Origin of the sequence: Aliikangiella sp. G2MR2-5 (assembly GCF_015687155.1) — a bacterium.
Lineage (GTDB): Bacteria > Pseudomonadota > Gammaproteobacteria > Enterobacterales > Kangiellaceae > Aliikangiella.
The window spans coordinates 247,215-260,600 of sequence record NZ_JADPQF010000004.1 but is presented as its reverse complement, the minus strand read 5'-3'; the positions used below and the strand labels follow the sequence as shown (position 1 = coordinate 260,600).

The following is a 13,386-nucleotide window of genomic DNA, read 5'->3' as shown; positions in this document are numbered from 1 at the left end:
TCTATTCTGCTATCACAAGGGGGAAGTTGCAACTGAAGATCGAAAATTCTCCATAGAATTATTCAATTGACAACTTCGGTAATTGCTCCCTTCCTGACGAAAGAAGCAATGATAAGACTTTGAACGACAGACACCCAAATCAGGAAAAAATTTACAATGGTTACCCATTTATCAACAACTGCATTTAAAAACATGGGCTTACATCCTTCGCTTGAAAGGGCGCTGGATGATTTGGGATATGAATATGCAACTCCGATTCAGGCTCAAACAATTCCTTTACTGCTAGAATCAAACGATGTAGCCGGACAAGCACAAACAGGTACCGGTAAAACCAATGCATTCCTGTTAGCTATTCTTGATGAGCTTTTAACCTTGCCGGAAACCAAAGAGCGTAGCGCAAATGAACCGCGAGCACTCATTATAGCCCCTACTCGAGAACTGGTTATCCAGATCTATGAAGACGCCAAAAAACTGGCAAAATACACCAAGCTGAAGCCTTGCGTAGTCTTCGGCGGCGCTGATTATGAAAAGCAGCGCAATGATATCGAAAGTGGCTGCGATATTTTGATTGGAACTGTCGGTCGTTTGATTGATTACTTTAAGCAAGGCGTTTATAACTTCTATGCTCTAGATTGTGTGGTTCTAGATGAAGCTGATCGCATGTTTGATCTTGGCTTTATCAGTGATATTCGCTACCTGTTCCGAAAAATGCCACCAGCGAAAGAAAGGCTTAGCATGTTATTTTCCGCCACCTTATCCCATAGGGTTAAGGAACTAGCATACGAGCATATGAATAACCCGCAACACATCCATGTAGAGGCAGAGCAGGTTACTGCTGATCGCGTCAAGCAAGAACTCTATTACCCCGCCAACCGAGAGAAGCTCCCGCTACTTATTGGCCTCATGAATAAACTCCAGCCAGAGAAGTCGATGATATTCACAAATACCAGGCGACAGGCGGAGAAGGTCTGGTTAACACTGAAAGGTAACGGAATTAAATCCGGACTACTTACAGGTGATGTACCGCAGAAAAAGAGAATTCGTCTACTTGAAGAACTTAAAAAAGGCACTATCGACGTTTTAATCGCTACTGATGTCGCCGCTCGCGGATTGCATATTACCGGAGTAAGTCACGTTTTTAATTTTGACCTGCCAGACGATGCTGAAGATTATGTCCACCGAATAGGCAGAACCGCGCGCGCAGGAGCAGAAGGCGATGCAATTTCATTTGCAGGGGAAGACAACGCATTTAATTTACCAGCTATTGAAAAATATATAGGTTTTAGCCTGCCCACAGCGGAAGTCACTCCAAATCTGTTAGCAGATATCAAACCGCCAGCAACGGCTGATAAACGGAGAAGAGCAGGTAACAGAAACCAGTCTCAACGTTCATCAGGAAATCAAAGAACTAAAAACCGGGATGATAATGTAACAGAGCGCAATCCAAAAGAGAAAGCGACAAACTCGAGTACAGACTCCTCTACCTCAACTCAGACAAGCACGACGGATTCTCGCGAATGAGCGAAAAAATTGCAGTCGACCTCACGTTAGAAGCTGAAGGGCTGCGCTGTCCGGAGCCGGTGATGATGATCCGTAAATCCATGCGCACACTCTCAAAGGGACAGGTACTTCTGATCATCGCAGATGATCCTGCAACCAAACGAGACGTCCCTAATTTCTGTGAATTTATGGATCATCGACTACTTTTAAAAGATACCAGTCAAACACCTTTTCGTTACTGGATTGAGAAAGGCGCCTAAAGAGGAGATAAGGTTGAAATCCGCATCAAATTCTCCTCCAGAATCCTTGATAAAAGCCATTGGCGACTCACCTATGCCCCCCGTGGAAAAGTGGAATCCTGATTATTGCGGAGAAATGGGACTCACAATAAAAGCGGACGGCCAATGGATATATCAGGGCACCCCCTTTACTCATGCAAAAATGAAACAACTTTTCTCTCGAGTTATCAAAAGAGAAGGCGAAAAATATTACCTGGTAACACCAGTTGAAAAGCTGGGGATTGAAGTTGAGTGGCAACCTTTCACCATTGTGGATTTTGACTGGTGTGAAGGTCATAAGGGGCTCCAGTTAGAATGTCTCGATAACTGTAAAAATAAAATTCAGATAGCCTCTCCTGAGCGGTTGATACTCTCAAGCTTTCTGGGCCAACAACTACCTGCAGTCTTAGTTCGACGAAACCTGTATGCAGGATTCAACCGCAGTTGCTACTATCGTTTGCTTGAACAAGCCTCAATTCGACAGGATGATGACACGCATCAAGTTTATATCCGGTCAAATGGAATAGATTTTAACCTTGGCACATGCCAGCAGGATTAGTCAAAGCTATGCATATCCAGTTTAAGCGGGTCCCTAGATTAGCGGTTGTTTTTTACCTTGTGGGATTAGCTGTGATTGGCGTTACCTTACTAATCTATCATTATTTTCCCGAGTGGCTTCCTGTTCAAAGAATACAACAAGCCTTTATCGGTGGCGCCATAATTGTCGCTGTCGGATCGGTGATTAACAGTTTTTATCAATTTAAGCCTGGTCAGTCCAAATCTGGGCAGAAAGGCCAGCCTTCCGATTAGAATTTATAAGGAATCGCTATGCAAAGTGACGCAGAAATTGTGAAGCAATTTGAGCCAAAGCCCATTACCGAAATTGCTGCCGGCCTTGGCATAAATGAGTCCTTACTAATGCCTTATGGTCGAGAAATAACCAAGGTGAATATAGAAGCACTCAAGACTCCTACAAAGAAAAAGGGTAATTTGATTCTGGTTTCTGCCACCACGCCAACGCCGGCAGGAGAAGGTAAAACGACGACGACTATCGGCTTGGGGCAAGCATTTACACGTTTAAATAAATCAGTCTGTCTGGCTTTGAGGGAACCTTCACTGGGTCCTTGTCTTGGTATGAAAGGTGGTGCGACTGGCGGCGGTTATTCGCAGGTATTGCCGGTAGACAGAATCAACCTCCACTTTACCGGAGACTTCCATGCGATTACCTCCGCTAATAATCTGATTTCAGCCGCGGTTGATAATCACATCTATCATGGTAATGCCCTCAATATCGATCCTCGTCAAATCGTTTGGCGCCGCGTGATGGATATGAATGATCGTAGCTTGCGGAAAATAGTTCTGGGACTCGGAGGAAAAATGCAGGGGATACCACGGGAAGGCGGCTTCGATATTACCGCTGCCTCCGAAGTTATGGCTATTCTCTGCCTGGCCAAAGATTTTGACGATCTGGAGCGCCGACTGAATAATACGCTGGTGGGCTACAGTTACTCCGATGAGCCTATATTTGTACGCTCACTTGGTATCACTGGTGCACTACTTGCGCTATTGAGAGACGCTCTACATCCGAACCTGGTACAGTCTCTTGAAGGCACACCGACCTTTATACACGGTGGCCCTTTCGCCAATATCGCCCATGGTTGCAATAGTGTTTTAGCGACTCAAATGGCGATGCATCATGCAGACTGGGCTATTACTGAAGCCGGCTTTGGTTTTGACCTGGGAGCGGAGAAGTTTTTTGACATCAAGTGTCGAATGGCTGAGCTGGATCCCGTAGCCGTTGTACTGGTCACTACCGTACGCGCACTCAAAATGCACGGCGGTATGGATAAATCTCAGCTAACCAAAGTTAACACTGACTTTGTAAATTCAGGCCTGGAAAATCTGGACAAACATATTGAAAGTGTACAGTTATTCAATAAGGTGCCCGTCGTCGCACTTAATCGCTTTGCCGACGACTCAGACGAAGAAGTAGCAATAATAAAAGCCCATGTAGAGGCCAAGGGAATTGCTTTTGCCGAAAGCAATCACTTCAGTAAGGGCGGTGAAGGGGCAATTGATTTGGCAGAAAAAGTGATTGCAGCCAGCAAAGATGCAAAGCCCTTTGATCCTTTGTACGACCTCCGTGATGACGTAGTCGAAAAAATCCGTAAGGTAAGTAAAGCGATGTATGGTGCTAAGGATGTCGCCTTTACCAAAGAAGCCGAAAAGGATTTGCGTCACGTTGAACATCTTAAACTAACACATTTGCCCGTTTGTATTGCCAAAGCCCCGAGCTCGTTGTCTGATGATCCGCTACTTCACGGACGCCCTCGAGACTTCCAGGTAACCGTACGCAATATTCAGGTTAACGCTGGTGCAGGCTTTCTGGTGGTACTAACAGGAAATATTATGCGCATGCCTGGGCTGCCCAAAGAACCTGCAGCAATGAAGGTAGAGCTTCTTAAAAACGGCGAAATTGTCGGCGTCAGCTAGAAATGATTACAAACCTCGGTTAGTAATCTCTCTTCAATACCTTTTAAAAATATGACAAAGTTCACGGTTTGAGCCAGTGCCCGTTCAAACCGTGAATTTTTTACATTGAATACACAATAAAAAATTTTCTATAGTGCTTCAAGGTCTATACTTTAAGGCCGGATGGCAGAAATATCTCTACCCGTGATACTGGAGCTATAAATTGCGAGCTACCTTCTTTTTTAATATGACTTGTCTGATATCAGGCTGTGTTTTAGCCGCTTGCTCGACGCAAATATCTTCTACAGGTCCTCTGGAAAAAAAGAATAGCTCAGTCGAAACCAGTTCGATATCTATTGATACTTTGATCGGACAGGGCATTACAGAAAAGTCAATTTCGCTTAGTCAAACCATCCAGATCAACTTGAAGAGTAGCCCCAAGTGGAAAGTTATAGTTGGCCGAAAAGATAAAAATTCGACCGTAATTCATAGCACTGAAAACGGAACTCAACTGACTTTGACTTTTAACAGAATCGGCTACTACGAGATACTCGTGGAAAGCCTGCCAAATGTCGAAATGACGATGGCCCCAAACTTAATTAGGTACCCACTTAAACTGCAAGTTCGCGATTAGGCGAATGATGTTTATTTATTTCCTGCTCTCACGGTAGGACTATTAAGATAGGTTAATCAATGAAAAAATCCGCCAAAATATTACTTTCTAGTCTGGTAGCGACAATACCGGTCGGCCTGATAAGCTACAATCAGCTAAACACGCAACAGTGTGGGCTTGTCTTTGACTCAGAAAAAAGAGCATTACTACAACAAATTGACCTCCCTACTCAACAGAGATTGCGTCAAGAAAGAAGTCTACTCGCCAAAGAGCTATGTCAGATACCAGGTGACAAACTCTCTCATGCAATAAACCGACTCAGCCAGCCTAAGCCAGATATGCCTGGTGAAGCGCAAAAATTTCGTTATCAGCAACAAGTCAGTGAAAATGGTCGACTCAATGTAAAAAACTGGAACCTCGCGCGGGAACAGGTTAAATCCCAGCTGCTAAACCAGAAGAGAGATGCAGGCATTAACTCCGCAAATTGGGAGTCGATAGGTCCTGGCAATATCGGCGGAAGAATTCGCTCCCTGGCATTTGATCCAGATAATAGCCAGAGAATCTATGCAGGAGCAGTAGCCGGGGGAGTTTGGCTGACAGAAAATGGCGGTGCATCCTGGCAACCAACCGATGACTTTATGGCGAATCTTTCGGTGAGCACTTTGGTTGTCGATCCAAACGATAGCAACATCGTTTATGCCGGAACCGGAGAAGGTACTTTCAACGCCGATCAAGTAAGAGGCCTTGGTGTTTTCAAATCAACAGATAAAGGAAACAACTGGAGTCAACTCAGTTTCACCAATGATAATTCTGATTTTTACTGGGTTAATCGACTAACCATTCTTCCGGACTCTAGCAAACTGGTTGCAGCAACCCATACCGGTATCTGGGTATCAACGGATGCCGGCAATAACTGGACTCTGAAACATAGCGGCCGCTCTTTTGATGTAGATGCTCACCCAGCAGATTCTGCATTGTTGGTTGCGGGAGTCGCTGGCGGCTCGCTGTATTCAACCGATGGTGGAGAAACCTGGCAGTCGGCAAGTGGGTATGGCAGCATTGGTTCAGCACGAGTGGAAATCGCTTATGCCAGAGGCGATGCACAAACCGTTTATGCTTCTGTAAACCGCAATTCCGGAGAAATCTGGAAGAGTACCGATGGCGGTCAGTCCTTTTCACTTGTCAACAGTGGAGAAGCCTATCTGGGCGGACAGGGATGGTATGACAACGCTCTATGGGTTGACCCGACAGATAGTAACCATCTTATTGTTGGTGGTATCGACTTATGGCGAAGCGTTGATGGCGGAACGACTCTCACCAAAATTAGTACCTGGTGGCAAGCTCCGGACTCAGCACATGCGGACCACCACTTTATCCTTGAGCATCCAGGTTATGATGGTAGCACAAACCAACAAGTTTACTTTGCTAACGATGGTGGCGTTTACACCGCACCGGATATCACTGTTGCCTCAGGCAGTAGCGGTTGGCAAGAACTCAATAACCAGCTAACAATTACCCAGTTTTATGGTATAGGAGTATCTCCTGATGGTACGGTAGTTGGCGGTACACAGGACAATGGAACGCTAGTATACAAAGGCGATAGTGAAGGCTGGACAACAACTTTTGGCGGTGACGGCGGATATTCTGCGGCAGATCCTGGTGATTCAAATTACCTCTACGGAGAGTATGTTTACCTGCGTATCCATCGCAGTACAAATGGCGGCGTAGGCTATAGCTCGAGTTATATCTACGATGATGCAATGGATAATGCTGCAAACTTTATTGCTCCTTTTATTCTCGACCCAAATAATGCTAACCGTTTGCTTGGCGGTGGAGACCAGCTTTGGATATCTAACAATGCAAAAGCCAACCCTCCCAGCTGGAGTAGTGTTAAGCCATCAATTGGCAGCAACATCAGTGCGATTGCTGTTGCCGAAGGAAATAGCGACATAATTTATGTCGGTCATAACGACGGCTCTTTATATAAGACTACTAATGGTACTGATCCTTCTCCAATCTGGAACAGTGTAGCGACCATAGACTTACCATCTCGTACCGTTATGCGCATCGCGATCGATCCAGTGGATAGCAATATTGTTTATGTCGCATTCAGTGGATACAACAGCGGTAACCTTTGGAAAACTGTTGATGGAGGAGCGAACTGGGAAGATTCCACCGGAACCGATCCAGCCAACCTTCCTCCAGCACCGGTAAGAACTATTGCAATTAAGCCCGACGAAACCAGCATGATTTATGTCGGTACAGAGGTGGGCATATTTGCCAGTGAAAATGGCGGTACAAGTTGGAGTCTGGAAAATGACGGTCCGGCGAATGTCTCCGTTGACGAGCTGGTCTGGGGAGACGCCAATACTTTATATGCGGCAACTCATGGGCGTGGTATCTTTAGAATCAATATCGCCGGATTAAGTTTTACCACCAAAGAAAATGTGGCGCTTTCAAGCGTTCAGCAAAGTAATACTCAGACCATAACCGGCTTAACAGGACCAACCTCTCTTTCAATCACAAATGGAGAATTCTCAATAGGCTGCGATGGAACCTTCTCCAGCGAAACGACTACGGTAAGCAATGATCAAACCATTTGTCTGAGACATACCGCATCCAGCGAATATTTGACAGTAACAACGACCCTAGTCACCCTGGGAGCTCGTACATTTGAGTTCAAGTCACAAACGCTTGCGGACATGGTACCTGATGATGTCGTATTCACCCCTTTGGTCGACGTCGCTTTAGACTCATTGCAAACATCAAACTCAGTGACTATCAGCGGTGTAAGTAACCAGGTCAATGTGAGTGTTTCCAATGGAGAGTACTCAATCGGGTGTGATGATAATGGCTTCACACAATCTTCCGGAACGGTTAGCCTCAGCCAAACACTTTGCTTGAGACACACTTCATCTGCCAATGAATACGGGACGGTGACAACCGTGATCACGCTGGGTGAAAGTGAGTTTGAATTTACTAGTCGTACCCTGCACGATAAAGATCCTGACGTGTTCAGTTTTAACTCAGTGCCTAATGTAGAACTTGGCCAACAGATTACTTCTAACAGCGTTACTATAACAGGCATATCAGGATTGGTTGATATTAGTGTTACCAACGGAGAGTACAGTATTGGCTGTGGAACCAGTTTTACTTCAAGCGCTGGCACAATTAGTAATGAGCAAAGTGTATGTGTACGCCACACCAGTTCATCGAGCCATTCTCAATCAGTTGAAACAAGTTTAACCATAGGTAATGGTTCCGCGACTTTTACTTCAACAACCAAAGCTGCGCCTTCAGGTGGAGGTGGTAGTTTTGGCTATCTTCTATTGTTCTTGACCGGTGTTGTTTTCAGGACTCGCCGGACACAATAGCAAGCTCGCTTGACATTCACTTGATACCGGGCTCTCTCCAGCCCGGTATCCCTTCCTTGAATCTCAATAGCTAGTGCCGTTTTCTAGCCCAACATAGATACTTGCTGATTACTGGTTCCTGTTTAAGCTTTTCCAGTGTATTAAAATTCCGTCCCAGCTCCTTTTCCGAAAACTGGCGATGAATAAAGGAGTGACACGGCCGACAAACATCGATTCCAGTTAGACGCATCGTCTCCTTTGAGTAATGCTTGTTAAACCATTTATTCGAATGGCAGCTACGCGGTATAAGATGATGAAATGTCAACGGCTTTAACTGCCCACATAACTCACAGGCTCCATTTTTGTCTCTTAGTTTTTCCACTCTTTTTATTGCCCCTTGATAGCCTATAATCTCACCAATATTCAAACTACTACTTTTCAAAGGGCTGTTCGCAATCCATGTCATGTCAATTAACCCCTTGAATAGTCAGGTATTTTATAATGTATGGTCTACACTTTATTAAAGCCCTTTAATAACTCAACTACTCTTATCCTGTTTTCTATGCCTGTTCGCATTTTACTTATTCTAGCCCTGACTATAAGTACCGAACCCCTGGCCGGGAAAGCGGCTGACATATTTGAACTTGGAGACCCCTATTTTGCCACGGTCGGCGCAGAAGAGTCAGTTCCTCTGGGTATCGTAACCGCACTTGCCCAGGATAAGCAGGGGTTTGTATGGATAGGAAGTCAAAAAGGATTAGTTCGCTATGACGGATATAGATTTAGACTTTTCAAAAATAATAAGGACAATCTCAATTCCATTGGTGGCGAGTTTATCAGTGCGCTTTGGCCTTCTCCCGATGGTCGACTTTGGATAGGTACAAGACATGATGGGGTTTCGATTTATGATCCGAAGACGGAAAGTTTTTCACGATTAACCCACAAAGAAAATCACTCAGGACTTTCGGATAACTATATTTCAGCAGTTACCGGTAACAAAGAGCATGTCTGGATTGCAACACACCGAGGATTAAACAAGCTCGATCTCAGCAGCAATAAAATTACCCAATTTGCTGCAGGTATCTCTCAGGGTTCTTCAGCCATAAACATAAAAAATTCTATTTTAACTATCAATAACCTGCTATTGGATAAAAACAATCAACTATGGCTGGCCGCAGCTGATGGGCTATATCTGTTCAATGATAAAACAAATAGCATCGAAAAGTTTCAAGATTCAAATCAAATTCTAAGTGAGACCAGGTTTGACATTAGAAACCTTTTTCAGGATAGAAAAGGGCGAATTTGGTTCGGAACTTTCAAGAATGGAATAGGGTTAATCGACCAAAAAAACACCACCATTCGACTATTCAATAATGGTATTCCTTATTCCAACAATGCAATGGTTCGTTCGATCGTTCAGCCGACACACGATGAAATATGGGTAGGAACTTACAGTATAGGTATTTTTGTTTTTGACTCGGAAACTCTGCGCTTAAAAAAGAGATATCAGCACGATATATCGGTCCCCAGTAGCCTTAATTCCGATAGTATCGGCGCCATGTTAGTTGATAACTCTAACCTGGTTTGGCTGGGAACCTGGGGTAATGGCTTAAATATCTTTAACCCACTTAACTCGGCATTCCGAACTTTGAGACATAGTCCAACTAATCCTAAAAGCTTGAGCAATGTAGATATAGTTTCTGTCAAAGCTTTAAAAAATGGCGACGTATGGGTTGGAACCAGGGGAAAAGGGGTCGACATCTTACGACCGGGTGAAGGTGTTGTTGACAGGATAACACCAGATATAAATAACCCTGGGGCATTGCAAGATGGCACAATAGCCGCAATGCATGAAACCCGGGATGGAACCATTTATGTTGGAACTCGCTTAACAGGGTTATACCGCTACCTACCACTTGATAAAAAGTTTAAACGCTACACTACCAATGATGGTCTCTCAGACAATGTCATTAAAAATCTGGTTGAAGATCAGAATGGCTACATATGGATAGCCACAGCACGGGGACTGGATCGATTTGACCCCGAGACAGAAACCTTTCGCGGATATAACACCAAAGCCAATGCCAAACAGAGCATAGGCAGTAGAGTAAACTCTTTAGCGATATTAGAGAGCGGCGTGCTTTACGCCGGAACTTCTGCAGGTCTTTACAAGCTTTCTCCGGGAGAAAACTTTTTGGAAAGAGTGACCCATAATCCTGCAGAATCAAATTCTCTGTCACACAATATGGTGGTTGGACTTTTTGTCGACAACAATCAATCATTATGGGCTGCTACAGCAAGAGGTATAGACAAGTTAATTCGTTGGGACAGTCACGGAGCTTTTTTTGAATCAATCAATAAAAAACTAGGTTATCCAAATGATGCATTATGGGGAAATATGCTGATTGACCAACAAGGAAGAGTTTGGGACGGGAAAAATATTTTAGACATCAAAAATAACAAAAGGCGAGAGCTTACCAAAGCCGATGGCGTCGACTTTGGAGTGAACTGGTACGCTGGGTATAGTAAAACAGCAACCAATACCCTGTTATATGCTGGTTCGAAAGGGCTATTGATGATTAAACCAGAACTGTTTGCTGAGTGGGAATACAATCCTCCAGTAGTGATCTCACAATTAAAAATAAATAACCAAAAAATTGCCGGCAGTCAATTTGATAGTCTTACACTTGAACCGCAACAAAAGAGCTTCAGCTTTGAATTTAGTGCGCTCGACTATTCAGCACCAGAATCTTTGAAGTATCGCTATCAACTTGTTGGTTACGATACTGCCTGGCAGTCGACTGACGCGCAAAACAGAACGGCCTTTTATAGTAACTTACCCCCTGACAATTATGAGTTTCGGCTAAATGCAACAAACAGAAACGGAGTTTGGAGTAGCCAGGAACTTAAAATTCCCATACGCGTGTTACCTGACTGGTATCAAACCAGCCACTTCAAATTCGTAATTTTTATACTATCCTTTGGCATCTTGTATTTAGTCTACTATTTGAGAGTCAGGCAGCTCCATCAAAACCAAAAAGTACTCATACAAAAAGTTGACCAAAGAACTCAAGAGCTTGAAAAATCGAATTTGAATGTTCGCACCTTAAGTGACATAGGTCTCGAAATTAGTTCGACTCTGGATCTTAAAATAATTCTTAATACTATCTATCAAAGAGTCAACCAAATGATGGACGCTGCTGTTTTTTGTATCGGTTTTTATGAGGAAGAAGAGCAGAAGATTGTTTTTAAACTGGCAATTGAAAAAGGAGAGTACCTGCCAGAATTTTCAGTATCTATGTCAGAGAAAGAGCGATTTGCAGTTTGGTGTGTAACACATCGTAAACCAGTGATTATCAATAACATAGAAATTGATAGAGTTAAGTATGTTGGTGATCGTCCTCTGGTCGCCCCTAAAGCAGGGGATGAAACGGCATCCATTATCTATTGGCCTCTTGAGGTTGGCGGAAAAATTATAGGAACAATTACTGTCCAAAGTTTCAGTGCTAATGCCTATAGCGAATATGATTTGAATATTATTAAAACAATAGCCTCGACTACGGCAATTGTAATGGATAATGCCAACGCCTACGAAAAAGCACGTCATGCTGCTGAAGTAAAAAGTGTTTTTATGGCTAATATGAGCCATGAAATAAGAACGCCTATGAACGGTATACTCGGCATGGCTCGTTTACTCAAAGAAACAGAACTTTCAAAAACTCAATCGGTTTACGTTAACAACATTGATATATCAGCCAAGGCACTACTTAATATTGTTAACGATATCCTGGATTTTTCCAAAATAGAGGCAGGAAAAATGGAGCTAGAATCAGCCCCGTTTAGCCTTAGCTTGATGCTCAAAAATCTAGATACAGTTATTACAACTTTATCCAAGGATAAAGACACTAACTTTTCTTATCATATTGATCAAGAAACACCACTAGACCTTGTGGGTGACGCAACACGGCTTGGTCAAATATTACTGAATTTATGCTCAAATGCGATCAAATTCACCGCCAAAGGAGAAGTTACGCTAAACGTGACTCCATTGAGTCAGTCACAGACTGAATGCCTGCTTAAAATAGATGTAATCGATCAGGGTATAGGTATACCGGAAGAAGTCATACCCAGGCTATTTTCCAGTTTTAGTCAGGCAGACACATCGACCACAAGAAAATTTGGTGGAACTGGCCTCGGATTAGCTATTAGCAGACAGTTAGCCGTTAAAATGGGAGGTGACATCACCGTAAAAAGTAAACCCAAAATTGGTAGTTGCTTTACTGTAACTGTCGCTTTGCCAATTGCCAGCCAGGAAACTGCTCAATATAGGAAATTGTCTAATCTAAAATCGAAGATATCGGTTGCAGTTATAGAACCGACTCCAGATGACAAAGAAAAGTTATCGAGAGCACTTCAGATCAATCATTGCTATCAAACATTGTTTGTCGAAAAAAATATGGCCAATAATATGCCAATAAAAGAACTCTCTAAGTATTCCGTCATAATGCTCTCGGCAGACCATGACAAGAATACATTGCAACAACAGATAGAAGAGCTTAATAATAAACAAGGCATACCATTGAAAAATATTGTTCTTTATACAAACAATCCTCAAGATCCTGACTTCAAAAAAATAGTGAAATCTGAAAATTATTATTGGGTACATAAACCTTTCAGTCCAATCGAATTGCGTTCGGTGCTACCCAAGATGGTGATCGTATCTAAAAGCGCTCTAGAAATAGATAAGCCATTACCTCTAAAGAACAAGCATATTCTTGTCGCGGAAGACAATGAAATTAACCAAATGGTAGCCATCAAGCTACTGACCAATTTTGGCGCACAGGTAGATGTAGCCAAAGATGGTAAGGAAGCGATAAAAATGGTATTTGACAATAACTATGACCTTGTACTGATGGACATTCAAATGCCTAAAATGGATGGAAATACTGCTACCATTGAAATTCGTAAAGACCCGAGATTCAAAGAGCTTCCGGTAATTGCTACCACTGCAAACGTTTTACAGCAGGATATAGAATACTACTTATCCCATGGAATGACTGATCACATTGCCAAGCCAATTCGCGCGAAAGAGCTGTTGGATAAAATACAAATATACCTGTTTAAAGATACCTAGAAACCTTTCACTGACTATATTTTTTCGCTCGTATCC

9 protein-coding genes are annotated in these 13,386 nt (G+C 43.2%); 8 read left to right on the top strand and 1 reads right to left on the bottom strand.

Annotated elements, in window-relative coordinates:
- Positions 1 to 156 precede the first annotated feature (156 nt).
- The 7 genes from rhlB (at position 157) to IYN84_RS14130 (ending at position 8,237) form a co-directional block, all read left to right on the top strand.
- Positions 157 to 1,521 carry an ATP-dependent RNA helicase RhlB gene (gene rhlB / locus IYN84_RS14160; RefSeq protein WP_196139892.1) on the top strand — a complete coding sequence of 455 codons (1,365 nt, stop codon included), beginning with the start codon at positions 157 to 159 and terminating at the stop codon, positions 1,519 to 1,521.
- The gene (gene tusA / locus IYN84_RS14155) at positions 1,518 to 1,760 is read left to right on the top strand and encodes a sulfurtransferase TusA (protein ID WP_196139891.1); all 243 of its coding nucleotides are present in this window, start codon (positions 1,518 to 1,520) and stop codon (positions 1,758 to 1,760) included. Before rhlB ends, tusA begins: the two co-directional genes overlap by 4 nt.
- A 13-nt stretch (positions 1,761 to 1,773) precedes the next feature.
- Positions 1,774 to 2,337, top strand: coding sequence for a DUF1285 domain-containing protein (locus IYN84_RS14150; protein ID WP_196139890.1), 564 nt, complete (start codon positions 1,774 to 1,776; stop codon positions 2,335 to 2,337).
- 8 nt (positions 2,338 to 2,345) lie between these two features.
- Positions 2,346 to 2,588, top strand: a complete 243-nt coding sequence (locus IYN84_RS14145; protein ID WP_196139889.1) for a hypothetical protein — start codon at positions 2,346 to 2,348, stop codon at positions 2,586 to 2,588.
- Between the two features lie 18 nt (positions 2,589 to 2,606).
- On the top strand, positions 2,607 to 4,271 hold the full coding sequence (locus IYN84_RS14140; protein WP_196139888.1) for a formate--tetrahydrofolate ligase: 1,665 nt from the start codon (positions 2,607 to 2,609) through the stop codon (positions 4,269 to 4,271).
- Positions 4,272 to 4,473: 202 nt separating this feature from the next.
- On the top strand, positions 4,474 to 4,884 hold the full coding sequence (locus IYN84_RS14135; RefSeq protein WP_196139887.1) for a hypothetical protein: 411 nt from the start codon (positions 4,474 to 4,476) through the stop codon (positions 4,882 to 4,884).
- Between the two features lie 59 nt (positions 4,885 to 4,943).
- The gene (locus IYN84_RS14130; protein ID WP_196139886.1) at positions 4,944 to 8,237 is read left to right on the top strand and encodes a hypothetical protein; all 3,294 of its coding nucleotides are present in this window, start codon (positions 4,944 to 4,946) and stop codon (positions 8,235 to 8,237) included.
- 70 nt (positions 8,238 to 8,307) lie between these two features.
- Here the strand turns inward: IYN84_RS14130 and IYN84_RS20990 are convergent, their stop codons facing one another.
- Positions 8,308 to 8,682 carry a hypothetical protein gene (locus IYN84_RS20990; protein ID WP_210330510.1) on the bottom strand — a complete coding sequence of 125 codons (375 nt, stop codon included), beginning with the start codon at positions 8,680 to 8,682 and terminating at the stop codon, positions 8,308 to 8,310.
- A gap of 39 nt (positions 8,683 to 8,721) precedes the next feature.
- Between IYN84_RS20990 and IYN84_RS14120 the strand changes: the two genes are divergently transcribed.
- Positions 8,722 to 13,350: a two-component regulator propeller domain-containing protein gene (locus IYN84_RS14120; RefSeq protein WP_196139885.1), complete on the top strand. Its 4,629-nt coding sequence runs from the start codon at positions 8,722 to 8,724 to the stop codon at positions 13,348 to 13,350.
- Positions 13,351 to 13,386: the final 36 nt, after the last annotated feature.

What these genes read in the sequence shown, in the direction of transcription:
- rhlB (WP_196139892.1), top strand. Translation starts at nt 157, where the DNA reads ATGGTTACCCATTTATCAACAACTGCATTTAAAAACATGGGCTTACAT.
- tusA (WP_196139891.1), top strand. Translation starts at nt 1,518, where the DNA reads ATGAGCGAAAAAATTGCAGTCGACCTCACGTTAGAAGCTGAAGGGCTG.
- IYN84_RS14145 (WP_196139889.1), top strand. Translation starts at nt 2,346, where the DNA reads ATGCATATCCAGTTTAAGCGGGTCCCTAGATTAGCGGTTGTTTTTTAC.
- IYN84_RS14140 (WP_196139888.1), top strand. Translation starts at nt 2,607, where the DNA reads ATGCAAAGTGACGCAGAAATTGTGAAGCAATTTGAGCCAAAGCCCATT.
- IYN84_RS14130 (WP_196139886.1), top strand. Translation starts at nt 4,944, where the DNA reads ATGAAAAAATCCGCCAAAATATTACTTTCTAGTCTGGTAGCGACAATA.
- IYN84_RS20990 (WP_210330510.1), bottom strand. Translation starts at nt 8,682, where the DNA reads ATGACATGGATTGCGAACAGCCCTTTGAAAAGTAGTAGTTTGAATATT.
- IYN84_RS14120 (WP_196139885.1), top strand. Translation starts at nt 8,722, where the DNA reads ATGGTCTACACTTTATTAAAGCCCTTTAATAACTCAACTACTCTTATC.